Source organism: Halalkalicoccus sp. CG83, from assembly GCF_037081715.1.
Lineage (GTDB): Archaea > Halobacteriota > Halobacteria > Halobacteriales > Halalkalicoccaceae > Halalkalicoccus > Halalkalicoccus ordinarius.
Genome location: NZ_JAZDDH010000001.1, coordinates 2,253,258 through 2,279,047, shown reverse-complemented (window position 1 = coordinate 2,279,047; position 25,790 = coordinate 2,253,258). Strand labels below are relative to the sequence as shown.

The following is a 25,790-nucleotide window of genomic DNA, read 5'->3' as shown; positions in this document are numbered from 1 at the left end:
TCGTCGACTCGCTTTTCCCCTTTTTGCTGATCGAATCGGAGACGTCCGGCCCGAAAGTATTTTTGTTCATAAGTATTACCTAAACATCAAATGTCGCCCGACGACGCCGGCGAGAGAGTAGGAGCGCCGGGTCACGACGAGGGGGGGACGCCTGAGACGACACCCTCCTCAGGGGTCGTCGAACGGCTCCTCGAGGCGTCGGAAACGGCGAGTCACCTCGACGCGTATCTCGATCCGGACGCGCTCGTGATCAAGGACCTCTACACCTGGGAGCACGTCAAACGACGCTACTACTACGAGGAGGACGGCTCGCCGCCGCGCGACACGGACGGCGAGGTAGTCGAGTTCGAACCCGGAGAATGGCTGGGGTTCGATCCGACCGACGTCGAAGAGCGGTTCTCCCGGGGCGCCAGTACGGCAGCCGTGCTCGCCGACGTCGTCGCGGAACGGACCGTGAACGTGAACCCGGACCTCGACGAGGACGCCTTCTTCTCGACGGCCGACGGCGAGTCGACGGTGACCGACCGGTACGACCTCGAGAAGGCGGTGCCCATGGGGAAGAAGACCCACTTCCGCGAGCGCGAGCGATACTGGGTGAACGAGCCCTACGCCTTCGTGATCGTCTTCCGATCCGATCGGGACAACGAGACGAAGTACTACCTGATCGAGCCGTATCGCAACGCCATCGAGACCGACCTCACGGCGTTCCTCGTCGAGAAGCTCCGTGCCGCGATCAAGTACACCGACGACGCGCTCGTCGAGACCGACGACGACCGGCGCAGGGTGATCGATCGCGAGACCCGACGATTGCTCGATCGGTACGACCTCCACGAACGCTCCAGTGGGAGCCTCCGCGACCGGCTCCTGAAACTGCTCGGCCGAGGCGAACCCGAGGAGCCGCCCGCGACCGTCGCGCCCGTCCGACCCGAACCCGCGATACTCGAGGAGGACGCCGACACCGTGAGCGAGGCCCAGATCGTCAGGCTGCTCTACTACCTCAAGCGCGACTTCATTGGATACGAGAGAATAGATGGAATAAAGAAGGACATCAACGTAGAGGACATCTCGTGTGATGGCTACGACTCACCGGTGTTCGTCTACCATTCCGGGTACGAACAGATCATCACGAACGTCACCCACGGCAAGCGGAGTCTCGACGACTTCGTGGTCAAGCTCGCCCAGCGCTCGGGGAAGGGGATCTCGAAACGGAACCCGCAGGTCGACGCCACGCTGCCCGACGGCTCGCGCGCCCAGCTCACGCTCGGGCGCGAGGTCTCCGATCACGGGACCAACTACACGATCCGGCAGTTCAAGGACGTCCCGTTCACGCCGCTCGACCTGATCAACTGGCATACGTTCAGCTTAGAGGAGATGGCCTTTCTCTGGCTCTGTATCGAGAACCACAAATCACTCATTTTCGCCGGCGGCACCGCGAGCGGGAAGACCACGAGCCTGAACGCCGTCTCGCTGTTCATCCCCTCGAACACGAAGATCGTCTCGATCGAGGACACCCGCGAGGTGGAGCTCCCACAACGAAACTGGATCGCGAGCGTCACCCGCCCCTCCTTCTCGGACGGCGACGACGGCGACGTCGACGAGTTCGACCTGCTCGAGGCGGCGCTACGCCAACGACCCGACTACATCGTGATGGGCGAGATCCGCGGCGAGGAGGGGCGCACCCTCTTCCAGGTGATGTCGACGGGCCACACCACCTACACCACGTTCCACGCCGACTCGGTCGGCGAGGTGCTCAAGCGCTTTACCACCGATCCGATCAACGTCTCGAAGACGATGTTCACGGCGCTGGATCTCGTCTCGATCCAGACCTCGACGCGGGTGCAGGGCGCGAAGGTTCGTCGGAACAAGTCGCTCACGGAGATCAACCACTACGACGCCGAACACGACGAGATCAACGTCCGCGACGTCTACCAGTGGCAGGCCGAGTCCGACGAGTTCCTCGAGGTCGGCGGCTCGAACACACTCGAGGAGATCCGCTTCGACCGCGGCTGGTCGCACGAGGAACTCGACGAACAGCTGTTCCTTCGACGGGTCGTCCTCGCCTACCTGATCGAGAACGGTCTCAACGAGTACCGGCAGGTCGCCGCCACGCTGCAGGCGTTCATCAACGATCCCGAGACGATCACGGCGCTGATCGCGAACGACGAGCTGGCGGCGAGCCTCGAGGACCTTCGCCAGATGGAGAGCGTGCTGATCGACGTGGATCCGGAGAAGGAGGCGCTCGTCCCCCGCCCCGGACCGGACGAGGAGACGAGCGAGACGGCGAGAACGATCCTCGAAGCGGCCGAGAGGCGGATCTTCGAGGATCACCGTGGTCCCGTGACCGCCGGCGTCGAGGACGCACTGGTCGCCGAGTCGTCCGCGGACGTCGCCACACCGGCCGTTCCCGACGGGGACGATCTCCGGTTCGATGAGGACGATGCCGACCGTGCCGCCTCGGACGGCGGCGAGCCGGTCGACGACGGACGAGACGGGCCTCTCGACGGTGCTCGCGACCGGTACGAATCGTCCGACGATGAGCGTGCGGAGCACTCGGAGTCGGAGTCAGCGGTCCGTGACCTGGGCGAGGAGACCGGATGAGCCTCGGTTCCGGCGGGACGAGCGGTGAGGACGCGCTCGGTGACGCGTTCTACCCGCTCTATCGGGTGCTGTTCGACGAGGAGAGCGGCTTCGCAGCCGACCTCGAACGGAAGCTCACCCAGGCGCGGATGGCGGACACGGTCGAGCTCTATCTCTCGCGGTCGCTGGCCTACGGTGTGCTCGCGGGCGGGCTGCTGTGGCTCGTGGGGACGCTGCTCGGCTACGGGCTGTTCGCGACCGGACTGATCCCGGTCGACACCCTCATCGGCATGCGGATTCCGAACGAGACGCTGCTCGAGTTCGCCATCGCCGCCCGGATCCCCTTCCTCGTTCTCTCGACCGGGCTGTTCTTCGGCTCGATCGGCTTCGGGCTCGCCTTCGGCACGCTCGTCGTGATCCCCTACTCGCGCGCCTCTGCACGCAAGCGCGAGATCAACATGCTGCTCTCTGACTCGGTCGCGTTCATGTACGCGCTGTCGGTCGGCGGGCTGAACCAGCTCGAGATCATCGAGGCGATGGCGAAGGCCGAGGACACCTACGGCGAGGTCAGTCGCGAATTTCAAACGATCGTCCAGGAGACCGAGTACTTCGATACGGACTACCGGACCGCGATCAGGAACCAGTCGATGGAGACGCCGTCGGACGACTTGAGCCAGTTCCTCACCGACATGCTCTCGATCGTCAACTCGGGCGGCGACATGACTCGCTTTCTCGACGATAAGAAGGAGAAGCACATGCGCACCGCGAAACAGCAACAGGAGCTCACGCTCGAGACCCTCGAACTGTTCGGCGAGATGTACATGACGCTCTCGCTCTTCCCCCTCCTGTTGATCATCCTGTTGGTCATCATGAGCATGCTCGGGAACGCCTCCGACTTCATGTTGTACGCCGCCGTCTACGGGCTGATCCCGCTCACGGGCGTCGGCTTTCTCGTGCTGGTCTCGACCGTCAAGCAGGACGAACCCGGCGACGGCTACCTCTCCGCGGAGGACGGTCAGGTGGCCACCGACGGCGGCAATCCGCTGTTCGACCGCGGGATCGTCGAGCGCTACACGGGGGAGTACGGCGTGTTCGACCGGATCGGAAGCCGCGAGGGCACCTACAGGACGATGGAGATCCTGCGCCGACCGCATCTCTTCTTCCGGGACTATCCGCTATATACGCTCGCACTGACGATCCCGGCGGCGATCGTTCTCGTCGGAGCCGCCGTCGGGGCGGGTTCGGCGCCGCTGTCCTGGCAGGGGTTCATCGACGCGCCGGTCTGGGGGACGTTCGTCTGGGTCTACCTCCCGCTGTACGTCGTCTGCGTGCCGCTCGCGATCTTTCGCGAATGGAACGTCCTGTCGCGGATGGCGATCGTTGATGACCTCTCGGACGACCTCCGGAAGCTCTCCAGCGCCAACGACACCGGAATGACGCTGCTCGAGTCGATCCGGGTTGTCGCCGACACCTCCTCGGGGAAGCTTTCGAAGGAGTTCGGGGTGATGTACGCGAAGGTGGACTACGGGACCGGCCTTCGCGACGCCCTCGTCGAGTTCAACAACCAGTATCACATCCCCCGGCTGGCGCGGACGGTCAAGCTGATCAGCAAGGCCCAGGAGGCCTCGAGCCAGATCACCGCCGTCCTGACGACCGCCGCGCGGGCAAGCGAGAACCAGGACGACATCGACCGCGAGCGCGTCTCGCGGACGCGAATGCAGATCGTCATCATCGTCATGACCTACCTCACGCTGCTCGCGGTGATGGCGATCCTCAAGACCCAGTTCCTCGACGTGATGAGCGGGCTGACCGACCAGGCGGGCGGCGACAGCGGGGCGGACGTCGGCGGCGGAGGGATGGACTTCGGCGGCGGGATCGACACCGGGCTGCTCTCACTGCTGTTCTTCCACGCGGTGACGATGCAGGCGATCCTCTCGGGAATGATCAGCGGCTACATGCGCGACGCTGACATCCTGAGCGGGATCAAGTACGTGGTGGTACTCGCGACGATCGCGCTCGTCGTCTGGATGGTGGTGGGATGAGGGAACGAGGGGAGAGAGCCCAGACAGGGATCGACTTCCTCGTCGGCGCGACGGTCTTCCTGATCGCCGTCGGGTTCGTGTTCGCGTTCGTCCCGTCGATGTTCGCTCCGTTCGGCGGATCGGGGGTGAACGACGCCCTGATCGCGGATCGGAGCGCGGCGTATCTCGCCGAGTACGCCCTCGTCGAGGATCCCGCGAATCCGGGCGTGCTGAGTACGGCCTGTACGGCAGCGTTCTTCGACGAGGACGAGGTACGGGCCGAGAACCACGGCTGTGGTTTCGATCACGCGCAGATCGACGATCTGACCGCACTGCTCGGACTGCAGGAGTGGAAAAACGCTCAGATCACGATCGGAGAGCCCGACGAGGTGCCTACTGAGAACATCACTATGCAGCGTGGTGATGACCCGCCATCGGCCGGTTCGGACACCGTTTCACAGCGCGTCGTCTCGATCGAGGGGGAAACGTACGAACTCAGGGTGAGGGTGTGGTGACCGTGGATCGCGCCCAGGCCCATACGCTCGAGGCGTTCGTCGCCGCACTGATCCTCGTCGCAGGGCTCGTCTTCGCCGCGCAGGCGACGGCCGTGACGCCGCTCTCGGCGAGCACGTCCAACCAACACATCGAGAACCAACACCGGACGCTCGCGCAGAATCTGCTCTCGACGACCGCTGAGGACGGCTCGCTCCATGCTGCGGTCGTCTACTGGGAGGACGAGGAGAACGGCTTCGTTGGGACTCATACCGATCGGAGGTATTACACCGAGACGCCGACCGGAGCAGAACACCCGCTCGCTTCCGTTCTGGAGGTCTTCAATGATAATCACCTCGCATACAACATCGACCTCACCTATCGGGACGGTAAATCCGGAACGGAGGAGATCCGAATGGTGGAGATGGGATCGCCGAGCGACAACGCCGTCGCCGCGACTCGGTCGGTCGCCCTCTACGATTCGACCGGGGTCAGCGGTGGCACGAACGCGGGGACGACGCTCGATGAACTCGACGATGGCGCGTTCTACGCTGCCGACGTCGATCCGGACGGTCAGCTGTACAACGTCGTGGAGGTGCGCATCGTCGTATGGCGGTTGTGACCCAATCTCGCGACCGCGGACAGCTCATCCTCGTCGCCGGACTGACCGTTGCGGTGATTCTGGTCGTGCTCGTCCTCCTGCTCAACACCGTCATCTACACCGAGAACCTGGCGACGCGCGGGATCGATTCGGGAGCCGGCGACGCGATCGAGTACCGATCGACCGTGGTCGGCAGCGTCGAGGAGTTGATCGAACGGGAGAACGAGCACTACGACGAGGGACGTCCGCCGGCTGATGGGGTCGAGACGGGTATCGAGGAGATCGACGGGACGTTATCGGAACGACACCTCGAGCGCGGCACGATAGCGGAGATACGATCCTCTCAAATCCAGACCGATGAGTCGTCGCCTCGTATCTGGCAGAACGACTCAGGAGCGTTCACCGACGCCGCAGGAGGCGCCGGCTGGACGGTCATGACGGAGGTGACCGAGTTCGAACGGTTCGTAATGACCGCCACTCCCGACGAGTACACGGAGAATAGCGAGCCATTCCGAATCGACATCGGCGGCTGGTCGATGGAGATCGAGGTAATCGAGGTCGAAGTCCAGAACGAGGAAGGGGATACGGTAATCGAAGAACGGATCGTGGTGACGGTCGAGGGAGAGGAGCTATCGATCTACGAGTACGGTTACGAGGAGGCACCCCTCCGAATCGACCTCGTCGAGGGATCGATCGAGACCGACGGCGGATCGGAGGACAACGACATCGAGACTCCTACGCCGGGCGGGGGCGAGCTTCGATACACGAACGGAGACCGAGTCGTCGGCACGTTCGAACTCCACGCCACCGGGACGGCGAGCGAGAGCGACCTGACCGAGTACGACGGCGGGTCCGGCGGGGATCCGTACTACACCTATCCCGTCGCGAGCGTCGACCTCGGGATCCACTACGAGACGTCGGAGCTGCGGTTCGCCACCGAGGAGACGATCGTTCCGGAGGGGGAGCCATGACCGACCGAGCGGTCTCAGTGGCCGTCAACTACGTGCTGACGCTCACGATCGCGACGCTACTGCTCTCGGGGCTGGCCGTCTCGGCTGGCGGGCTCATCGAGACACAGTCCGAGGAGGCGATCCGCTCGGAGCTCGACGTTCTCGGCCAGCAGCTCGCCGCGAACATCGAGAGCGCGGATCGGCTGGCGACGGTCGCCAAGGGAAACACCGCTGAGGTTCGAATCGAGTCGGCGCTTCCCACTCGGGTCGCAGGGACCGGATACACGATCGACGTTGCCGGTGATACGATCGTGTTGCGGACGACCGATCCAGTGGTGTCCGTCTCCGTTCAGTTCACGGTCTCGGACGGTACGGCCGTCGAAACCGAGCGAACGGTTCGAGGTGGGAACGTACTGATCGAGCGGAACGGAGACGATAGGTTGGTGGTCGAGAGCGCATGATGGACGATCGCGGGGTCAGCGAGGTGATCGGATTCGTGCTCGTCTTCTCGCTGATCACGATGACGATCGCAATCGTCTTCACCGCCGGATTCGGCGGTCTGCAGGACGCACAACGGATCGAGCAGATCAACAACGTCGAACGCGCGTTCGACGTCCTCGATACCAACGTCCAGGAGGTCCAACGCCATGGCGCGCCGAGCCGAGCGACGGAGGTACGATTGAGCGGCGGGCGGCTGGGATTCGGAGAACCGACGTCGGTCACGATCGATGTGGGTGGCGCGGTATCGACGATCGAAACCCGACCTCTGGTCTACGGTAACGGCGATACCGAGATCGCGTACGAACTGGGTGCGATCGTCCGAACCAGCGACGGCGGAAGCGTGATGCTCACCGATCCCGGCTACGTCCTGAACGACGATCGGTCGTCAGTTCCACTGCTCGTCACGACGAAACCGAGCGATCAGACCTCGATCAGCGGACACCGGACCGTGCTCGTTCGCGGGTCGCATCAGCACACGGAGATCCTCCACGCTCGAACGACGACCGACCTGACGCTCACGGTTGAGTCACCACGGGCGGACGCCTGGGAACGGTACTTCGAACGGGCAGCCGACCAACAGGGGGGTTCCGTTGCTCGGACGGGCAACACGGTCGAATACACCGTCACCGGAGGCGAGACGTACGTCCCGGTGACGTGGGTGCGCCTTCGTCTCGTCTGAGGTTATCGGAGTTCGACTTCGACTTCGTTCTCCGTGACGTGTAGATACGTGATCGTATCAGGAGAATTCGTGATCTCGATGTCGAACGCCGAGAGCGAGGGATCATATGTGAAGGTCCCTGCGTTCCCGTTGATGTGTAGCGAGTCCGCGATGAGTGCTCCCTCGAAATCCGTGGTCCCGCCCAGCGTGAGGTCCGTGTTCGGGGCGTAGATGACGCCGGTGAACGACGGCGTCCCTTGTTGACTACTGCTCGCGCTCGAATGTATGTAGACGAACAGCTGTGACGGATCGCCTCCCTCGTTGATCGCGTCGTTCCCCTGAAGGTTGAACTCGCCGTTGACGTAGAGCGAGACGGTGCCGCCGCCGTTGATGACGATATCGGCCGGTTCGAAACTCCCATCGATCACGACGTTAACCGGTTGTCCACCGGTGTTCACCGTCAGCGTTTCCGGAATCCCCTCGCCGGACGCGTAGTAGTTTCCCCTGGCTGACGGATAGTTGACCCCCTCTCGATGCGGATTCGGTTTGTCCGCCCCGTTCGTGGTGATACCGTCGGGTGACGTGGTCGTTACTGCGTTTTCGATGCTCGTTTGGAACGGGATATCCAGTTCAACGGTAACGGTTCGATTCGTGTCGTCGATCTCGACCGTACCCTCGGTCCGAGCCTCGAAGAAGTCGTACCAGCCCTGGTAGTACTCGCTTTGGATCTCTATGACCACCTTCCCGTCCTCTAGGGGATTCGCCCGCTCTACGGTGCCGTCGGGATAGATCGAACCGGTGCCTCCGGCTCCGGTCAGCCGTCCCCGTACCGGGCCGTTGGCATGCCCGTCACCGACGACGCGGACGATCGGGAAGGTGAGCGTTCGTTGCTGGTAGTGGTACTCGGGCGGGGATACCATGACGCTTCTGTCGTCGTCCTTCCTCCAGACGCCGCCACCCTGGTAGGCGATCTCCGTATCGCCGACCGTCGCGACGACTGCCCCGTATGATCCTCGGTGCAGTTCCTCTCTGTTGTTCGCCTCATCGACGTGACTCACCGTCACCGTGCCGGCGTCCTTACGAACGTCGACCGTTCCGTCGCCGAGGTTCCCGAGGTCGAACGCACGCGTTCCCGACTGACCGAGCGCGACGAGCCCGGCTTTCGAACTCATCTGGGACATCGAGTTCTCCGTCTGCGCTATCCGAGAGTCAGTCTGTGCATCACCGAGCACTGCAGCACCGCTTGCGACGACCGCCGTGACCCCGATCACCGTGACCGACAACAGGAGCACCACCCCGATGACCTCCGACTGACCGCGGCGATCGGATCCGTCCCTAACCAACCCAGACAAAAACATAGGATATATTATGTTTTCTGGCATATATCGTTGGTGGCCGTCGGCCCTATGTAGGGCGGAGACGTACGGAGGTCAATGGCGAAGTGGAAATGCGACCACTGTGGGACCGTCCACCGACGCAACCCGAGCAAGTGCCGGTCGTGCGGTAACACCGTCCTGAGTCCGTATCACGGCGACGAGGGCGGACTCCTCGACGACGACCGGATCAAGTACACCATCGCCGCGGCCGCCGTGCTCCTCGTTCTCCTCGTGATCGTCGCGCTCTGATTCCCGTCGCTCCGATCGTCAATCGCTACCGGGAGCGGCGTCCGGCCGGTACTCCCGGCTGATCGCCTTCCACTCGCCGCTCGCGAAGCGATAGTAGTTCACGCCGGCGGGGACGACCATCTCCGTGATGATCGCAAGTACCAGCCCGGCGAGCCCCAACGGCGTCACCGCGCCGGCGTACGCGAGCGGGATGGCGAAGACGTACATCCCCAGCATCTGGGCGTAGAACGGCCATCGGGTGTCGCCGCTGGCGCGAAGCGGGCCGGTCGCCGCACGGGAGATCCCGCGGAAGACGATGCCGATACAGGCGGCGTACATCAGCGTCACCGCGATCGGCACCGCCGGGTCGGCGGGATCGCCGACGAACGCGATCGCGATCGGCTCGGCGAGAACGAAGACGACCACGCCCGAGACGACGTAGACGGCGGCCGCGAAGCGGATGATCTCGCGGCCGTAGGCCTCCGCGGTGCGTTCGTCGTCGATACCCAGCTCCTGGCCGACGAGGCTCGAGGAGGCAAGCCCGAAGCCCCAGCCGGGCGTGTTCATCAGCCCGCGGACGCGCTGGGTGACGACGAACGCCGCGACCACCGCCGTCCCGAAGACGTCGACGATCGCGAGCAGGGGGAACTCGCCGACCCGCCAGGCGAGGTTCGTCCCGACCAGGGGTGCGCCGATCTCGACGAGTTGGCGCAGCGTCCCGACGTCGGCGTACGTTCCGACGGGGTCGACCGTCACCGGAAAGACACCGACCCCGGGAACGCGCCCGGTCGTCAGTCCGAGCGCGAACGCCGACGCGACGGCGACGTTGGCGAGGACGGTCCCGATCGCCGCGCCCACGACCCCCATGCCGAGTCCGAAGATCAACACCGCGTTGAGCGCGACGTTCACGACCGCTCCGCCCGCGCGAAGCACCATCGGCGTCCAGGCGTCGTCCGCGCCGACGAGGGTTCGGCTTCCGATCAGGTTCAGCCCCGCGAAGGGAACTCCGAGCGCGACGACCTCGAGATACGAAGCGCCGAGCGCGATCGCCTCGGGATCGCCGCTGATCAGTCCGATCAGCGCGGTCGGGAGGGTCCAGAACGCCGCCGCGATCGGCAGCGTGATCGCGAGCACGAGCACGACGCTCGAGCGGACCGCCTGTGCGAGTTCGTCGTCGGCGTCGGCGCCGTAGCGCTGGGAGACCAGCGAGATCGTCCCGCCGGCGACCCCGCCCCCGAGCGCGAACGCGAGCCCCCAGAACGGCGAGGCGAAGCCGACGCCCGCGATCGCGGTCGAGCCGACGGCGATCCCCACCATCGCCACGTCGACGGCGTTCTTCGACATGCGTGCCAGTCCCGTGACGATCCGCGGCCAGGCGAGATCCGTCGTCCGGCGCGCCCGCTCGCGCTGGATGAGGCCGACGCGCGCGAGGGCGAAGCCGATCCAGAGGATCAGCAGCCTGAACGGGTTCGGAACGCGAGACACGGAGCTCGGATGACTCTAGCCGGCTCAGTCAAAAAGGACTTCTTCAGGCGGCAGTCGGGGCCGGTTTCAGGGTGGTCAGCACACCCACGCCGGCCGGACGCGTTCGGCCGCGCTCGGGCGAACGGACGCGAAACGGGGAGTCGGTAACGGCGTGGTAGTCGGCGTCGATCCCGTTCCGGAAACGGCCCGCTCGCTTATCCCCGACGAACGCCACCTGAAACGGGAAATGGTGCCCGCAGTCTCCGGATCGATGAACGAAGGGGACGTCACCGTCCTCTACGTCGATGAGTCCGGCCTCGCGGAGACGGCCGGCGTACGTCTCGAACGCGAGGAGGACGCGCTGACCGTCGTTCCCGAGACCAGCCCGATGGCTCGCTCGAACGGTTCGGTACCGGGGAGATCGACTGCGTCGTCTGGCGATACGGGACGCAGGATCGCGACGGCCTCGAGCCGCTCCAGGTCGTCCGTGATCGTCACGGGGACCTCCCGTTCAACGCGCCGGGACCGACTGCCGTGTTCGTCCCTAACGGTGCCCAGAAAGCCTATTACCGGATGAGCGAAGGACGGAGTAGAACCCGACGACAAGTACGGAGGCTACGACGCGCTCGACGTGCCGTCCCTCGATACCGACTCCGACCGTTCGCCGAAACGCTCCAGCCGACTCCATTCCACCAGACATGACACCCCATGTGCTCATCGCCGAAGACGACGAAGACATCAGTCGGCTGCTGGAGGCGAAGCTACGGAGCGCCGGATTCGAGGTCACCCTGTTCGAGGACGGCGAGGCGTGCTGGACGTATCTAGAGCGACTCGACTCCGTCGACGACGCCCCGCCGGATCTCCTCATTCTCGACGTGATGATGCCCAAGCTCGACGGGTTTCGGATCCTCGGTCGCATCAACGAGAGCGAAACGCTCCGCGATCTGCCGGTGTTGATGCTCACGGCCCGTTCGCGGGAGACCGACGTCGTCCGTGGGCTCGAGCTCGGCGCGACCGATTACGTTGCGAAGCCCTTCAGCGTGAGCGAACTCGCCGCCCGGGCGGACAAGCTGATCGGCCGGCCGTAGCCGTGGCCACCGTGATGCCCGTCGAAACGACGCTCGTCCCGGTTCTGGTCCGGATCGTGTCGGTTCTCGGGCTCCTTCTCGCCTGTATCGGCACGGTGACGATCGGACTCGCCATCGTGCAACACCGTTCGAGGAGGCGAGCCGCGGCGCTTCGGCCCGGGCTCAGATCCGCGCTCGTCGAGCGGCTGTCCGCGGATGAGCCGGCGTGGGACGGGTGGGTCGAACGTCTCTCGGGGCGCGAACGCGCGATCCTGCTCGACCTGGCGGAGGGGCTGCTGCGGAACGTCCGCGGGGTCGAGGGCGCGAAGCTACGGCGGCTCGTCGGCGAACTCGGCGTGGACGAGCGGTGGTTGCGTACCCGTATCGAGTCCGGAGAGCCGGCGGCACAGCACCGGGCGCTGGTGTGGTCGAGACTGCTCGACCACCGGCTTTCGCCCCCCTATCTCCTTGAACACGCCTCGCGACCCCGGCCGATACGGCTCGCGGCGGCTCGAACCCTCTACGGGACGAACGAACCGGCGGCTCTCGACGCTGCTCTCCGGTTGCTCGTGCGCGAGGGGACCGAGCCCCTGTCGCTGTCGGGCATCGATACGCTCTATCGAATCACCAACGACCGACCCGAACACCTCCTCGACGCCGCCCGAAGCGACGCGAACGGGTGGAGCCCCACGCTGCTCGTCCAGGTACTCCGGGTCGTCCGCCGATGCGTCTCCGTCGTCTCCCCGTCGTCCGTGGTCTGGATCGGAGAGCTCCTGGATCACGAGTCCGCCGACGTTCGAACGGCCGCCATCCTCGCGCTCGGCGAGTACGCGTGGCATCCCGACGTTCGCGAGCTGTTCGAGTTCGAGCGGCTGGTGGACGATCCCTCGGCGTCGATCCGCCGTGCGACCTATCTCGCGCTCGACTCGTGTGACGGGACCCGCGAGCGGGAGCTGTTGGCCGATGCGACGCGGAGCGAGGAGGACGACCGGGCACGCCTCATCGCGGTCCGTCTCCTCCATCGACGGAACGGAGATCCCTTCGCCGACCGGGTCGAGGCCCTCGTCCCGGCGACCACTCGCACGCTGGCGTGGGTCGTCGCGGAATCGGAAGTCCAGTCGAACGACGTCCGGCAGGCGGGGACGCCCTGATGGACGTGTTGAACGCGGTTCTGATCGCGTTCGGCGTCTTCGTCCTCGGCTACTTCCTCGTCGTCAACGCGACGTACGCCGTCGTCCATCTGGTTGCCCTCCGAGAGCTCAAAGCGGCGATCGAGGCGAGGACTCTCCAGGAGCCGTATCCGGAGTTCGGCTCCCCGTTCCTGCCCGGCGTCGCCGTCGTCGTCCCCGCGTACGACGAGGCGCCCGTCATCGTCGACAGCGTCCGATCCTTTCTCGATCTCGAGTACCCCGACTGCGAGGTCATCGTCGTCAACGACGGCTCCGAGGACGCGACGCTCGAGCGGCTCGTCGAGGCGTTCGATCTCGAGCGGATCGAGGCCTCACCTCCCTGGGAGCTCCCCTCGGAACCCGTCAACGCTATCTACCGGTCGCCGTGGGCCGATCTGACCGTCATCGACAAGGAGAACGGCGGCAAGGCCGACGCGCTCAACGCCGGCGTGTTCTTCACGGAGAAGCCGCTGTTCTGCGCGGTCGATGCCGATTCGGTGATCGAGCGCGACGCGCTCATGAGCGTCGCGCAGCCGTTTCTCGAGGAGCCCGAACGGACCGTCGCGACCGGCGGGGTCGTCCGCGTCGCGAACGGCTGTTCGATCTCCTCGGGCATCGTCGAGCGGATCGCCCTCTCCCACCACCCCCTGGTCGGGGTGCAGACCGTGGAGTACCTCCGGGCGTTCCTGGCCGGCCGGATGGGACTGAGCCGGCTCGACAGCCTCCTCATCATCTCCGGGGCGTTCGGCATGTTCGACACCGAGACCGTCCGCGAGGTCGGCGGCTATCGCACCGACAGCGTCACCGAGGACATGGAGCTGGTCGTTCGGCTCCATCGACGTCTCAGCGAGTGGGGCCGTGAGTATCGCGTCGTCTTCCTCCCCGAGCCGGTCGTCTGGACGGAGGTGCCGGAGACGGCCGCCGCGTTCAGTCGACAGCGACGTCGATGGAACAGGGGACTGTTCGATACCCTCTTCGAACATCGCGATATGATCGGGAACCCGAAGTACGGGGCCACCGGGACGTTCGCGCTGCCCTTCTTCCTCGTCGTCGAGGCGTTCGGTCCGCTCGTCGAGGGAGCCGGGTACGTCGCGATCCCGATCGCGGTCCTCCTGGGGGTCGTCAACGTCGAGTTTTTCCTCATCTTCCTCCTGCTGGCGATGGCGTTCGGAACGCTCCTGTCGTGGCTGGGCGTGCTGAGCGAGCTGATCGGCTACGGACGGTACGAACGACCCTCGGAGATCGCGAGGCTGTTGCTCTACGGAGTGCTGGAGAACGTCCTCTATCGCCAGTGGCGGACGCTCGTCCTCTGGCGTGGCTTCCTCGAGTTCCTGTGGGGTGCCGAGTCGTGGGGCACCATGGAGCGTGTCGGTTTCGATCGGGACCGATGAGACGACCCGTGGTCGCCTTCGCCGAGTCGGCCCGTCAGGTCCCGTGGATCTCCATGACCTCGATCTGTTCCTGGTAGCGGTTTCGGATGGTGACCTCGGTGACGTGAGCGACGTCGGCGACCTCGCGCTGGGTCTTCTTCTCGTTACACAGAAGCGAGGCGGCGTAGATCGCCGCGGCGGCGTAGCCCGTCGGGGACTTGCCCGAGAGCAGCCCCTCCTCGGCCGTCGTGTCGATGATCTCGTTGGCCTTGGTCCGGACCTCGTCGCTGGCCTCGAGTTCGGAGCAGAATCGGGGAACGAACTGTTTCGGATCGGTCGGCGTGATCTCGAATCCGAGCTCCTGTGAGACGTACCGATAGGTGCGGCCGATCTCCTTCTGCTCGACCCGCGAGACCTCGGCGATCTCCTCGAGGCTGCGCGGGATCCCCTCCCGCCGACAGGCGGCGTACAGACAGCCAGTGGCGACGCCCTCGATCGATCGTCCCCGGATCAGGTCCTCTGAGAGCGCGCGTCGGTACATGACGCTCGCGACCTCGCGTACCGAGCGGGGCACGCCGAGCGCCGAGGCCATCCGGTCGATCTCGCTCAGCGCGAACTGCAGGTTGCGCTCGCCCGCGTCCTTCGTGCGAACGCGCTCCTGCCACTTACGCAGCCGGTTCATCTGCGTGCGCTTCTCGGAGGAGAGCGACCGACCGTAGGCGTCCTGGTTCTTCCAGTCGATGTTGGTGGTCAGTCCCTTATCGTGCATCGTCTGGGTCGTGGGCGCGCCGACCCGGGACTTGCTCTGGCGTTCGGAGTGGTTGAACGCGCGCCACTCCGGGCCGCGATCGATGTTGTCCTCCTCGAGAACCAGGCCGCAGTCGTCACAGACGAGCTCTCCCTGGTCGCTGCTCTTGACCAGGCCGCTCGATTCGCACTCCGGACACACCCGCTCGCCCGTCTTCTTCTGCGCCGTCTGCTCCGTCTCGGACTCACGCTCGCGTTCGCGTTGGCGGGTGGGCTGGCTCATTGACGTTTTAATTATCGTTTCAGAGCTTATTAAGGCCTTGCTCGGGCGTCCACGTCGTTCATGCGCTCTGGTCGACCGACACGGAGGCTGGAGACGGGTCGAGAAGCGTTCTCGACCGTTCGTCCGTGGTCCCGTGGTTACGACCGACGAGAAGGCGTCGGTCTTCGGATCGGCAGGCTACGTAGTCGTCGGAACGGATCGGACGGAACGAGAATGCCAGATCGGGTCGGTCCGCGTCGGTTCAGGCGCACGGCCGTTTGGCGGAGCGAACCCAGACGGTCGCCGTTTGAAGGAGGCCCGACCAGAGTCGGAGGGCGGGGTTGGTCGGGCCATCCGGTCGCCGATCACGTTTCCGTTCAGTGATCCGGGCATCGCAGTCGGGACAGCGGTACTCCAGACTCGTCGCATGCGTGTGGACGACCCAGTCGCCATCGACGGGGCTGGCGTGGTCACAGCGCGGACAGAACAGCACGCTCTTGCGGTCGGGCGGGCCGTCGACGTCGGTCGCGGGGGCGGGTCGGCTCATCGAGTGAACGTAGGGAATCGAGCCGGATAACGGTGCTGAACGGCCCCGATCCGGACGATCGTTCACGAACGACGGATCGTCGCCTGGAAGACGCACGCCCAACGCGCTCGTCGACGGCCGCGGCGAGTTCATCGAGTCGAACCCGGACGTCACGACCGAGCACGGAGGATCGGCCGTCGCAGTGATTCTCTCTCGGACCGATTCCGAGGACTGACGGCCGTGCTCACCGTACCACGATCAGAGAGGGGTCGCGTGAGTAGGCCCGACGTCGTTCCGGAGAGGAACGAACTGAACGGTGAGAAGGAGGATCGATCGGGGAGCCCTCGAACGTGATCACGCGTTCTCGTGGTTTACCGTTTCTCGCTCAACGTCCTTTAACGACATTTCACAAGAGTAAAAACTACTACTGATACTAGAACCATAAGCATGATATATCGAATCTTAGTATCACGACCTAATGGTTGAACATAGTAACAAAAAGCAAAAAACAGCTCCTAACGGAGAAGTACTCGAACCACGACAGTCGAACTCGGAGGGGATGGAGACGGATTCCCGTTCCGTTGTCGCTTACCTCGGGAGTCTACACCACCGGAGGATCATCGGATGAGTTACTCCCCGGAGAACGTTTCCGAGGCCGTCGAGTCCTCCCCGATCGGCGGCGGAAACGGATACGGTGGAGGCCTTCATCCGTCGGACGCCGATACCGAGGTATCGACCGCCGATGGGCTTCTGAGCGCGCTCGACGGCTCCAGCGACGTCATCGCGATCGCGAACGACGCGGTGATCGACCTCACCGGCGAGAACCAGATCGACCTCGGTTCCAAAACCCTCGTCTCCTATCGCGGACGGAACGGACAGGAGGGCGCCCTGATCCGGACCGACAGTCGCGGCTACTACGGCAGGCGGCCGTATACCCTGTTCGATTCGGGAGGGAGTCCGCGCGTATCGGGCCTTCGAATCAGGGGAGCGCGCGCGACCGGCGGGTTCACCCGTTGGGACTACGACGACAACCTCGCTCAGGCCATCCGGCTTCGCGGTCCCGGCGGCGAGATCGACAACTGTGAGCTCTTCGGATGGACCTGGAACACCGTCCACCTCAAGGGTGACGGAGAGGGCACGGTCACCGAAGCGGAGGTCCACCACAATCACATCCACAAGTCCTACCAGCGTGGATACGGCTACGGCATCACCATCAGGCGTGGGTTCGGCGAGATCCACCACAACTACTTCGACGAGACCCGCCACACCATCGCCGGATACGGCTGGTGGAACTCGGGGTTCGTCGTCGAGAACAACGTCTTCGGGCCGCGCCACTACTCCCACCCCATTGACATGCACTGCCTCGAGGAGAACCAAGCTACCGCCCGGGTCGGTGATAATCCGAACGACCCTGACTACGATCTTCGCGCAGGCGGCGAGATGCGGGTCCGCAACAACACCTTCTGCATGGATCGGAGGACCCAGGGCGGAGGGATCAACGCGATCGCGATCCGTGGCGTCCCGTGGGATGGTGTCTGGGTCGAGAACAACCGGTTCGCACACTCCCAGCGGCCACCGTACAACAGCGGCAACGATCAGGAAGGGTTCGCCTGGCGCCAGGTCAACCTCAACCTCTCGGGGTGGGACCCCATCCCGCAGGATGACGAGGGTTATACGCGGAACTGGAACGACGCCGACAACCAGTTCGGTGCACCCGATACGCCCTGGGAATCGGGGTATGGTGCCCCGGTCAACCTCGTCGGAGGGGGTGGCGAGGAGCCGGAGGAAGACGAAGACCAGGAGGACGAAGAGGACGAGGAAGACGAGGAGGAAGAACAGGACGGGCGGGACGTGATCACGGTCTCCGGGGGCGGATCGACGACCTACTACGAATTCGAGTTCAGCGTCGAGGGCGACATCGAGAAGTCGGAGGAGTACGGCGCGACGATCAACTCCTACGACCAGATCAGCGGGTCGACGGTGTCGGGTCGAACCACCAACGAGCCGGATTCGTTCGCTTACACCGGCGAGATCGTCAGTTTCGAGGCCGACGACGGCATCGAGGTGCTGATCAACGGCGAAGAAGTCGATCCCGATACGCTCGGCGAAGACGGAGAGGACGTGGAGGACGTCGTCACGATCAACGGGCAGGGCGAGACGGTCTACTACACGTTCAGCGTCGACGGTAGCGTCGAGAAATCGAACGCGAACGATGCAACGATCAGCGAGTCCGACTCGATCATCGGCTACGACGACTTCGATACGATCGTTACCGGCCGGACGACGAACGAATCCGATTCGTTCGTTCTCGATGGTGAGATCACGAGCTTCAGCACCAGCAGCACCGGCGGTCCCGCCGCGATATCACTGGACGGCGAATCCATCACTCCCGACGAGTTCGGCGAGACGGTGATCACGATCGCCGGTCGGGGGTCGACGGCGCGCTACGAACTCGACTTCAGCGTCAATGCCGATATCGAGAAGTCGGAACGGTACGGCGCAACGATCAACTCCTCCGATCAGGTCAACGGCACGACGGTAACGGGCCAAACCACGAACGAACCCGACTCGTACGTCTTCTCGGGCGCACTAACCGAGTTCGGGGCGGACGAGCGCGTCGACGTGTCGTTCAACGGTCAATCCACCGGCATCTGGATCGAGAGTGATGAACGAGAAGTAGAAGAGGAGGAGGACGAGGAGGACGAGCGGGACGTGATCACGGTCTCCGGCGGCGGATCGACGACCTACTACGAGTTCGAGTTCAGCGTCGACGGCGACGTCGAGAAGTCCGAGGAGTACGGCGCGACGATCAACTCCTACGACCAGGTCAGCGGATCGACGGTATCGGGTCGAACCACCAACGAACCCGATTCGTTTGCTTATACTGGCGAGATCGTCAGTTTCGAGGCCGACGACGGTATCGAGGTGCGGATCAACGGCGAATCGGTCGATCCCGACACGCTCGGCGAGGACGAGGAAGACGAGGAGGACGAGGAGGACGTCGTCACGATCAACGGACGGGGCGAGACCGTCTACTACACGTTCAGCGTCGACGGTGACGTCGAGAAATCGAACGCGAACGATGCAACGATCAGCGAGTCCGACTCGATCATCGGCTACGACGACTTCGATACGATCGTTACCGGCCGGACGACGAACGAATCCGATTCGTTCGTCCTCGATGGTGAGATCACGAGCTTCAGCACCAGCAGCACCGGAGCCCCCGGTGACATCTCGATCAACGGTGATTCGGTCGATCCCGACGAGTTCGGCGAGACGGTGATCACGATCGCCGGTCGGGGGTCGACGGCGCGCTACGAGTTCGAGGTCAGGGTGGACGGCGACATCGAGAAGTCGACCGCGTACGGTGCGACGATCAACTCCTACGACCAGGTCAGCGGATCGACGGTGTCGGGTCGAACCACCGATGCACCCGACTCGTACGTCTTCTCGGGCGCACTGACCGAGTTCAACGCGGACGAACCCGTCGACGTGTCGTTCAACGGCCAATCCACCGGCATCTGGATCTAGCGTCCCGACCGTCCGCCGGACCGACTACCGCATCGATCGGACGTTATTCGAGTAACGGGACGGACGGTTCCGTTCCGAAGGAGTAGTCGACGGAGCGACTACCGGAGCGTTCATGCGAACGTACGATCGCCGTTCCGTCGGTCGTGACATCCGCGGTTCCCATCGTCGCTGATCCGTTTCCGAAGTTCTCGGAGGCTCGGTGGTCGTTCTACGGATCGATCTCGTTGGTGACGTACATGGGAACGTAGACTTCCTGGCCCGTCTCGTCTCGGACGATCGTTTCGGTCTTGTTCTGCCAGCCCTCCTTTTCCAGCGTTATCTCGGGAGAGTCGTCACTGGTCTCGAAGGTGACGCTTCCCGAGTCGTCCGTCGTCTTTCGTTCGTTCTCGTACTCCACGTGACAGTCGTCCAGCGGTCCGTCGATCTCGAAGCCGATCACGTTGATGACGAGAGCATCGCCCTCCGATTCCGCCGCCGTTTCGTCGGGTGCCGCGCTGGAAGCACCCGGCATCGCGAGCAGGCTCGCGCCGGCAGTGCCGGTCAGGAGGACGTCCCGTCTTGAGACTCGAAGGTCTGAATCCTCTCGTGAGGAACTAACTGTCTGAGTGGTATCTTCTGCGGAGTTCATCCGGTTCCTGCTATAGCCGTTTCGCCACCGCAATATACGTTCTGAAGTAGATGGATTAAATATAGTATCAATAGCATTTGAACTAGATAGGTTGTGCTCAGATATCGTCCCTGAACGGGACGCCATCCGGACGATCGGGTGACGGATCGGATTCGGTCTCTTGTTGAATGGAGAGACGACACGACGAACCACCGGGACGGTAGTCCGGTCACTCAACTCCGACCGATCGAGAGGCCGAGCATCGTCTCCTCCGTTCGGTACCCGAATCCGGTCGCCGATTTTCCGAGTCCCATGTGAATACTTTCATATTACCCTAGCCAAAATCTATTTTTCATACGTTGATCAGTAATATGGGAAGAAGAACGCGACCAAAGCCGCGGACGATCGTACTCTTAGTGGTGATCGGCTGTGTCCTCCTCGCCGGTTGTTCCGGGCTGGGCGGCGACGGCTCTCCGGAAGAAGACAACGAGACCACCGGAGCCGAAGAGGTGAACAACACGACCGCGGACCCGGCGGGGGCGAACGAGACGACCAACGCCTCCGAAGGGACCAACGAGACCGTCGACGACGACCGAGCAGACCAGCCGGATACCGGTGACGGCGGCGAGGCGAACGAGAGCGAACCGGATGTAGACGCGAGTCCGACACCGGAGGACGACTCCGGGACAGACGAGAGTAGCGAGACTGACGAGAACACGACGGACTCCGACGGAACGGACGAAACGGACGAGTCCAACGAGGGTAACGGGACCGACGGTACCGAGGAACCGAACGATTCCACCGAGACCGGCGACCCCGATTGGACGGACGAGACCGACTCACCGACTGACGAGGGTGAGGACGCCTCCCAGAGCGATGGGAACGAGGGCGCCACGGACACGGACGAGGCGGACGAGTCGGATAGTACGGATGGGACCGACATCTCGGGTAACGCTGACGAGTCCGACGCCTCCAGCAGTACGGACGGAACCGACGAGTCCGATGCGACTGGCGACTCGGACGGGACGACCGAGACCGACGAGTCGGACAGTACCGACGAGACCGGTGATTCGGACGGCACCGAAGGCTCCGACGATTCAGAGACCAGTAGCGAACCCGCTGAGCCGGATCAGACCGGCGAGTCGGACGAAACGGGTGACACCGACGAGTCGGACAGCACTGACGAAGCCGGCGACCCGGGTACTGACGATTCCGACGACTCGGATACCACCGATGAAGCCGACGAGTCGGACAGCACCGACGAACCCGTTGAGTCGGAGGACTCCGACGACTCGAATACCACCGACGAGTCGGACAGCACTGACGAAGCCGGCGAAACCGAGGAGTACGCGAGCCCCGACGAGATCCGCATCGACGAGGTAACCCACATGGAAAGCGACGCCGATCTCGATCGGGATCGGATAACGGTTACCAACACAAACGACGAACTCGCGCTTCCGATCGGTGGCTGGGAGGTCGTGAGCGAGGGGACCGATCAGCGCGTCACCATCCAGGAGGGAACCGTCCTCGAACCGGGAGAGACCCGGACGATCTCGCTCGGAAACGGGGAGAAGGTGCTCAACCCGGACGGGGGAGTCGCTCAACTCTACGATGCTGACGGGAACCACGTCGGCTCCTGGGATCACGTGGGCTCGCCGAGTCATCCACCCGACGCGTCCAGTGATCCGGCCGAAGTGAACGCCGGAGACGAGGAGGGACACCTCCAGCTCGAGATCGTCGATGCGGAGAGCGGCGAGGGCGTCGAGGGTGCAGAAGTCGCCGTCGAGAACGGCGAGACGGTGCTGACCGGCTCCAGCGATGGCGCAGGAGTAGTGACGATCCGTGAGGTTCCGTACGGAGAGTACGAACTGACGGTCGAACACGAGCAGTACGCGACCCATTCGGAGACGGTCACCATCGACGAAGCGGGAACCGAGATGACTCGCGAATTGGAGGCCTCCGGGGAATCGGCGGCTACCATCCGGACGGGAGCTACCGGCACGACCGGTAACACGGCCTCGGTACCACGGTTGGTCTAAACGAGCAGCCCTCCCCGTCATCGATCCCGACCTCGGGGATCTCGAACGGTGGCGGTCAGCTGTTCGTTGTGAGACTGCTTACATCGATACGACTCCTACCGCTGGCCCGAGAGGGGTTCTGGAGGTCCTACCGGAGAGCTCCACCCACACGAAGGTCACAGTTCCCTCCCGACAACCGATCTCCGGATTCGATCGACGTATCGAACGTCAAGAGAGCGGAGCCCGGTAAGGACGTATGGCGGACCGTCGTTACGTGTCTTCGGACGTGTGACCCTGTGAGTCGAGGAAAGACGGGGCTCTACTCTCGCGTAGCGATTCACTATTCTCGGAGCGATATGATAAAGGTAATATGACTTCGAGCACGGATATAATCGCAAGACTGCGTCGACTTATTTCGTTTACCATCCGTTAGATATATACGGTCAGTGCAGCAAGACCGAGTAGATCCGCTCTGTCGATCACGCCGTTCGAGCATTGAAACGGCTCCCAAACGGACTGTAACAGCCGAGAACTCCATGGCAGTATATCACTCCTTGAGACGCTCGCTGGGCCGACACGAGAGCGACGGCCGTTCCCGTCCTTCTCGGTCGTCGATGCACACCAACAAGGAGTTGTTCGGCGTGTTCGGCGATCGCGCTGAATTCGACCGACTGCGTCCGGACCAGGCGTTCGACGTCGTCGTCGACGGCGAGTGGAGTACGATCGGAATTCGGGACCCACACGTCGGCGTCCCCGGACGCAGTGCCGTCGCTACCGACGAACACAACGCCTGCGTCGTCTGGGGCGAGGCGCACGTTCCTGAGGTCGACACGCCCAACGTCGCCCGATGGGTGCTCGATCGATGTGCCGATCGTGGAGTAGAGGCAGTTTCGGCGTTGAGCGGCTCCTATCTCGTGTTCCTCGAGTACGGGGGGGACGCTCGTCTCATCTCTGATCCGATTCGTTCGTGGGAGTGTTTCTACACCGACGACCCTGGAAGTCGCGTGTTCGGGACCGACGCGGCCGCGGTCGCTCGACTCCTCGACGACCCGTCGATCCAGCGCCGTGCGCTCACCGAGTTCCTGCACATCGGAACCGTCCTCGGCGATAGAACGCTGTTCACCGAATTGCATCGCGTCCCGTTCGACGGAGGGATAACCGGCTCCGACACCGAATCGTATCAGCGGTTCGTCTACGACCCTCGATCGTTCGACTATGCCGCAGAACTGTCGGCCCGTCTTCAGCGAGCGATCGACCGGCGTGCTCACTATCCCGGACGAAAGGGCCTACTGCTGTCAGCCGGATACGACTCCCGCACGCTCTTGGCGTGTCTCCCCGACATCGACCATTGCTACAGCATCGGGATAGCGGACAGTCGCGAGATGCGGGTTGCCAGACGGATCGCTGCCCAGTACGAGACTGCCCATACCGTCCTGGAACCGAACGGCCGCTATCTCCTTCCGACGGTGGACAAAGTACGGTACTCCCAGACGACCAAGGAGTCGCTCCACATCCATCACGCTGGCTACACCGACGAAATCGATGTCGATACGATCTATCACGGGCTGCTCTACGATACGTTGTTCAGAGGCTACTACAACACGCCAAGTAGCACGACCGTTCTCGGAAAGCGGATCCCGCTTCGCAAGCGCAGTCGACCGGACGATCTGGTCGGAACGATACTGGACCAGTTGCGAGACGTCACGGACGACGATGCGCTCGTTGCACGTGCCAGCGACGTCTTTGCGGAACTCGAGGGTGCAGACGCCAGGGCGATCATTCGCGATAGCGTGGCGGACGAACTCGAGAGCTGTGTGGCGCGAGCCGACTCGATCTACAACCAGATGGCGCTCTTCGCCGTCCGCAATCAACCCGCGAAGGCATCCCGGACCCACCTCGCCGACAACTATCTCGAAGCGCTCGTCGCAGCCGACGCCGAGCTCCTCTCGTGGCATCTCCAGACACCACCGGAACACCGGTCGACGGAGACGTTCCTGCGGGCGATGCGTCGACTCGATTCCACCATCCTCCAGCATCCTCCCCCGGACCGACCACACGATAGACATACGCTGAACCAGCTCGAACGGTTCGCTCGACGCAAGCTTCCCTACGTCGAAGCGTTCGAACACGCGTGGCCTGATCGTGACTCGCACTACGACGAGTGTCGTCTGGATGAGCGGTTGTTTCCCGACACGCCGTCGGTCCACCAGCTTCCGACCCGGGAGAAGCTACGCATAAACGATGCACAGCAGTGGATCCAGTGGGTCAGGAAGCAGGACGACGCTACTCGGTCGGTTCGTCCGACGAACGGCCGTGCTCCGTATCACCCGCGCAGTCTCCTACGCGTGATTCGGAACGTCGTTCGAGGGACTCCGCCCTCTTCCCTGCTGTAGTAGTCCTTCGGCCATGGTCTTCGAGAAGGATCGCTCGCGGGTGGCCGTCGAAAGAACGCCGTGAACACGAGAGACATCAAAGTCGTTCTCGAATAGAGGCGGAGACAAATGGACGATCAACTACGTAATAAATGGATCCAAATGTCATTTACTACTATACAACAACCGTAGCTGTGGACGAGATATCATCGGGTGACGAAGTGCATGTGTTGAACTTCCCCGTTCCGGGTCTGGCTGATCGGACATCGGTCCGAGTTCGTGCTACTCCGTTCTGACGGCCGTATCGGACGCGATCCTGGCGTTTTCGATCGCTGAGACGTGATCGACGACGCGGTCTCGGTCTTCGGCGGAGAGGGCGACCAGCGGCTCGCGTACCGGTCCACCGTACAGCCCTTGGCGATCCAGACCGGCCTTCACCGACGGGACGTTCTTCGCGGAGCCGAACGGGGCGCCCCCGCCGTCCTCCTCCCGGAGGTCCTCGAGCGGCCGGAGGACGGTCCGGATTCGCCCGGCCCGTTGCCAGTCCTCCGCGGAGAGGGCCTGATCGAGTGCCAGCACGGGGTGGGGAACGAAGTTACCGATCCCGGTGGTGAACCCCTCGGCTCCCTCGAGAGCGTACGCCGGCGCGAACCGCTCGGCGACGCCGTTCAGCCAGACGACGTCCCCAGGGACGTTCTCGACCAGCGCCGAGAACGTCTTCACGTCGTTGATCGCGTACTTCACCGCGACGACGCTCTCCAGCGATGCGACGCTACTGAGGACGCGTTCCGTGAGCAACGGGCCACGCTTGTAAACCACGATCCCGAGTCCCGTCGCGGAGGCGAGCGTCTCGTAGTAGTCGATCAGACCCTCCTCGTGGAGGTAGGTGTGTCGCGGGTACATGATCATCCCCGCGTCCGCACCCGCAGCCTCGTAAGCCTCGAGGAGGTCGACCGCGGTCTTCGTACTCCCGCCGGCACCGCCGATCACCGTCGCGTCGGCGGGCAGGGCGTCGACCGTCGCCTCGACGACTCCCACCCGCTCGCTCGTCGAGAGCGAGTAGTACTCCCCTGTGTTCCCACACGGAATGAAGACGCGAGCACCCGCGTCGTACAGCGTTCGAACGTTCGATTCGATCGCGTCGTACCGGACCTGGCTCCCGTCGTCGGTGAACGGGGTGGTCGTCGTGAACGCGACGGTTCGGAGCTTCTCACGTAACGCATCGTAGGTCATCGGCGGCACCCTCGTTCACT

The 25,790-nt window shown here is 63.7% G+C and carries 21 protein-coding genes; 14 read left to right on the top strand and 7 right to left on the bottom strand.

Features of this window, described 5'->3' with window-relative positions; translation table 11 throughout:
* Positions 1-90: 90 nt before the first annotated feature.
* The 7 genes from V0Z78_RS11820 to V0Z78_RS11790 are packed head-to-tail and all read left to right on the top strand — an operon-like array spanning position 91 to position 7,821.
* Complete coding sequence (locus V0Z78_RS11820) at positions 91-2,598, top strand: type II/IV secretion system ATPase subunit (RefSeq protein ID WP_336344836.1); 2,508 nt, start codon at positions 91-93, stop codon at positions 2,596-2,598.
* Positions 2,595-4,619, top strand: coding sequence for a type II secretion system F family protein (locus V0Z78_RS11815; protein WP_336344835.1), 2,025 nt, complete (start codon positions 2,595-2,597; stop codon positions 4,617-4,619). The genes V0Z78_RS11820 and V0Z78_RS11815 overlap by 4 nt, the downstream gene beginning before the upstream one ends.
* The gene (locus tag V0Z78_RS11810; protein WP_336344834.1) at positions 4,616-5,113 is read left to right on the top strand and encodes a DUF7287 family protein; all 498 of its coding nucleotides are present in this window, start codon (positions 4,616-4,618) and stop codon (positions 5,111-5,113) included. The genes V0Z78_RS11815 and V0Z78_RS11810 overlap by 4 nt, the downstream gene beginning before the upstream one ends.
* Positions 5,107-5,712: a DUF7288 family protein gene (locus V0Z78_RS11805; RefSeq protein ID WP_409338700.1), complete on the top strand. Its 606-nt coding sequence runs from the start codon at positions 5,107-5,109 to the stop codon at positions 5,710-5,712. The genes V0Z78_RS11810 and V0Z78_RS11805 overlap by 7 nt, the downstream gene beginning before the upstream one ends.
* A complete protein-coding gene (locus V0Z78_RS11800) occupies positions 5,700-6,662 on the top strand; it encodes a DUF7261 family protein (RefSeq protein WP_336344832.1) in 963 nt (320 codons plus the stop codon). Before V0Z78_RS11805 ends, V0Z78_RS11800 begins: the two co-directional genes overlap by 13 nt.
* On the top strand, positions 6,659-7,102 hold the full coding sequence (locus V0Z78_RS11795; protein WP_336344831.1) for a DUF7266 family protein: 444 nt from the start codon (positions 6,659-6,661) through the stop codon (positions 7,100-7,102). Before V0Z78_RS11800 ends, V0Z78_RS11795 begins: the two co-directional genes overlap by 4 nt.
* Complete coding sequence (locus V0Z78_RS11790; RefSeq protein ID WP_336344830.1) at positions 7,099-7,821, top strand: DUF7289 family protein; 723 nt, start codon at positions 7,099-7,101, stop codon at positions 7,819-7,821. Before V0Z78_RS11795 ends, V0Z78_RS11790 begins: the two co-directional genes overlap by 4 nt.
* Positions 7,822-7,823: 2 nt before the next feature.
* On the opposite strand, the gene V0Z78_RS11785 is transcribed toward V0Z78_RS11790, so the two are convergent.
* Positions 7,824-9,158, bottom strand: a complete 1,335-nt coding sequence (locus V0Z78_RS11785; RefSeq protein WP_336344829.1) for a type IV pilin N-terminal domain-containing protein — start codon at positions 9,156-9,158, stop codon at positions 7,824-7,826.
* A gap of 75 nt (positions 9,159-9,233) precedes the next feature.
* Here V0Z78_RS11785 and V0Z78_RS11780 point away from each other — a divergent pair, with 75 nt between their 5' ends.
* Entirely contained in the window at positions 9,234-9,425 is a 192-nt protein-coding gene (locus V0Z78_RS11780; protein ID WP_336344828.1) for a hypothetical protein, read from the top strand.
* Between the two features lie 18 nt (positions 9,426-9,443).
* On the opposite strand, the gene V0Z78_RS11775 is transcribed toward V0Z78_RS11780, so the two are convergent.
* On the bottom strand, positions 9,444-10,889 hold the full coding sequence (locus tag V0Z78_RS11775; protein WP_336344827.1) for an MATE family efflux transporter: 1,446 nt from the start codon (positions 10,887-10,889) through the stop codon (positions 9,444-9,446).
* Between the two features lie 276 nt (positions 10,890-11,165).
* Entirely contained in the window at positions 11,166-11,366 is a 201-nt protein-coding gene (locus V0Z78_RS11770) for a hypothetical protein (RefSeq protein WP_336344826.1), read from the bottom strand.
* Positions 11,367-11,566: 200 nt separating this feature from the next.
* On the opposite strand from V0Z78_RS11770, the gene V0Z78_RS11765 reads away from it, so the two are divergent.
* From V0Z78_RS11765 to V0Z78_RS11755, 3 genes are read left to right on the top strand one after another with little or no spacing between them, the layout of a single operon-like run.
* Positions 11,567-11,956 carry a response regulator transcription factor gene (locus tag V0Z78_RS11765; RefSeq protein ID WP_336344825.1) on the top strand — a complete coding sequence of 130 codons (390 nt, stop codon included), beginning with the start codon at positions 11,567-11,569 and terminating at the stop codon, positions 11,954-11,956.
* A gap of 14 nt (positions 11,957-11,970) precedes the next feature.
* Positions 11,971-13,086 (top strand): HEAT repeat domain-containing protein, encoded by a 1,116-nt coding sequence (locus tag V0Z78_RS11760; protein WP_336344824.1) that lies wholly within the window; start codon positions 11,971-11,973, stop codon positions 13,084-13,086.
* Complete coding sequence (locus V0Z78_RS11755) at positions 13,086-14,495, top strand: glycosyltransferase family 2 protein (protein ID WP_336344823.1); 1,410 nt, start codon at positions 13,086-13,088, stop codon at positions 14,493-14,495. The genes V0Z78_RS11760 and V0Z78_RS11755 overlap by 1 nt, the downstream gene beginning before the upstream one ends.
* Before the next feature lie 34 nt (positions 14,496-14,529).
* Here the strand turns inward: V0Z78_RS11755 and V0Z78_RS11750 are convergent, their stop codons facing one another.
* Both V0Z78_RS11750 and V0Z78_RS11745 read right to left on the bottom strand, forming a co-directional pair.
* Positions 14,530-15,504 carry a transcription initiation factor IIB gene (locus tag V0Z78_RS11750; protein WP_336344822.1) on the bottom strand — a complete coding sequence of 325 codons (975 nt, stop codon included), beginning with the start codon at positions 15,502-15,504 and terminating at the stop codon, positions 14,530-14,532.
* A 241-nt stretch (positions 15,505-15,745) separates the two neighbouring features.
* A complete protein-coding gene (locus tag V0Z78_RS11745; RefSeq protein ID WP_336344821.1) occupies positions 15,746-16,030 on the bottom strand; it encodes a hypothetical protein in 285 nt (94 codons plus the stop codon).
* A 603-nt stretch (positions 16,031-16,633) separates the two neighbouring features.
* On the opposite strand from V0Z78_RS11745, the gene V0Z78_RS11740 reads away from it, so the two are divergent.
* Positions 16,634-19,540, top strand: a complete 2,907-nt coding sequence (locus tag V0Z78_RS11740) for a hypothetical protein (protein ID WP_336344820.1) — start codon at positions 16,634-16,636, stop codon at positions 19,538-19,540.
* Positions 19,541-19,748: 208 nt separating this feature from the next.
* Here the strand turns inward: V0Z78_RS11740 and V0Z78_RS11735 are convergent, their stop codons facing one another.
* Positions 19,749-20,168 carry a CoxS/CutS family dehydrogenase iron-sulfur subunit gene (locus V0Z78_RS11735; protein WP_336344819.1) on the bottom strand — a complete coding sequence of 140 codons (420 nt, stop codon included), beginning with the start codon at positions 20,166-20,168 and terminating at the stop codon, positions 19,749-19,751.
* 398 nt (positions 20,169-20,566) lie between these two features.
* Here V0Z78_RS11735 and V0Z78_RS11730 point away from each other — a divergent pair, with 398 nt between their 5' ends.
* Both V0Z78_RS11730 and V0Z78_RS11725 read left to right on the top strand, forming a co-directional pair.
* Positions 20,567-22,186 (top strand): carboxypeptidase regulatory-like domain-containing protein, encoded by a 1,620-nt coding sequence (locus V0Z78_RS11730; protein ID WP_336344818.1) that lies wholly within the window; start codon positions 20,567-20,569, stop codon positions 22,184-22,186.
* A 593-nt stretch (positions 22,187-22,779) separates the two neighbouring features.
* On the top strand, positions 22,780-24,558 hold the full coding sequence (locus V0Z78_RS11725; protein ID WP_336344817.1) for an asparagine synthase-related protein: 1,779 nt from the start codon (positions 22,780-22,782) through the stop codon (positions 24,556-24,558).
* Between the two features lie 261 nt (positions 24,559-24,819).
* Here V0Z78_RS11725 and V0Z78_RS11720 read toward each other — a convergent pair whose 3' ends face one another.
* A complete protein-coding gene (locus V0Z78_RS11720) occupies positions 24,820-25,770 on the bottom strand; it encodes a dihydrodipicolinate synthase family protein (protein WP_336344816.1) in 951 nt (316 codons plus the stop codon).
* Positions 25,771-25,790 lie beyond the last annotated feature (20 nt).

Coding starts and splice junctions, on each gene's coding strand:
- V0Z78_RS11820 (WP_336344836.1), top strand. CDS start 91: ATGTCGCCCGACGACGCCGGCGAGAGAGTAGGAGCGCCGGGTCACGAC.
- V0Z78_RS11790 (WP_336344830.1), top strand. CDS start 7,099: ATGATGGACGATCGCGGGGTCAGCGAGGTGATCGGATTCGTGCTCGTC.
- V0Z78_RS11780 (WP_336344828.1), top strand. CDS start 9,234: ATGGCGAAGTGGAAATGCGACCACTGTGGGACCGTCCACCGACGCAAC.
- V0Z78_RS11785 (WP_336344829.1), bottom strand. CDS start 9,158: ATGTTTTTGTCTGGGTTGGTTAGGGACGGATCCGATCGCCGCGGTCAG.
- V0Z78_RS11810 (WP_336344834.1), top strand. CDS start 4,616: ATGAGGGAACGAGGGGAGAGAGCCCAGACAGGGATCGACTTCCTCGTC.
- V0Z78_RS11745 (WP_336344821.1), bottom strand. CDS start 16,030: ATGAGCCGACCCGCCCCCGCGACCGACGTCGACGGCCCGCCCGACCGC.
- V0Z78_RS11750 (WP_336344822.1), bottom strand. CDS start 15,504: ATGAGCCAGCCCACCCGCCAACGCGAACGCGAGCGTGAGTCCGAGACG.
- V0Z78_RS11740 (WP_336344820.1), top strand. CDS start 16,634: ATGAGTTACTCCCCGGAGAACGTTTCCGAGGCCGTCGAGTCCTCCCCG.
- V0Z78_RS11760 (WP_336344824.1), top strand. CDS start 11,971: ATGCCCGTCGAAACGACGCTCGTCCCGGTTCTGGTCCGGATCGTGTCG.
- V0Z78_RS11795 (WP_336344831.1), top strand. CDS start 6,659: ATGACCGACCGAGCGGTCTCAGTGGCCGTCAACTACGTGCTGACGCTC.
- V0Z78_RS11755 (WP_336344823.1), top strand. CDS start 13,086: ATGGACGTGTTGAACGCGGTTCTGATCGCGTTCGGCGTCTTCGTCCTC.
- V0Z78_RS11765 (WP_336344825.1), top strand. CDS start 11,567: ATGACACCCCATGTGCTCATCGCCGAAGACGACGAAGACATCAGTCGG.
- V0Z78_RS11735 (WP_336344819.1), bottom strand. CDS start 20,168: ATGAACTCCGCAGAAGATACCACTCAGACAGTTAGTTCCTCACGAGAG.
- V0Z78_RS11815 (WP_336344835.1), top strand. CDS start 2,595: ATGAGCCTCGGTTCCGGCGGGACGAGCGGTGAGGACGCGCTCGGTGAC.
- V0Z78_RS11725 (WP_336344817.1), top strand. CDS start 22,780: ATGCACACCAACAAGGAGTTGTTCGGCGTGTTCGGCGATCGCGCTGAA.
- V0Z78_RS11720 (WP_336344816.1), bottom strand. CDS start 25,770: ATGACCTACGATGCGTTACGTGAGAAGCTCCGAACCGTCGCGTTCACG.
- V0Z78_RS11800 (WP_336344832.1), top strand. CDS start 5,700: ATGGCGGTTGTGACCCAATCTCGCGACCGCGGACAGCTCATCCTCGTC.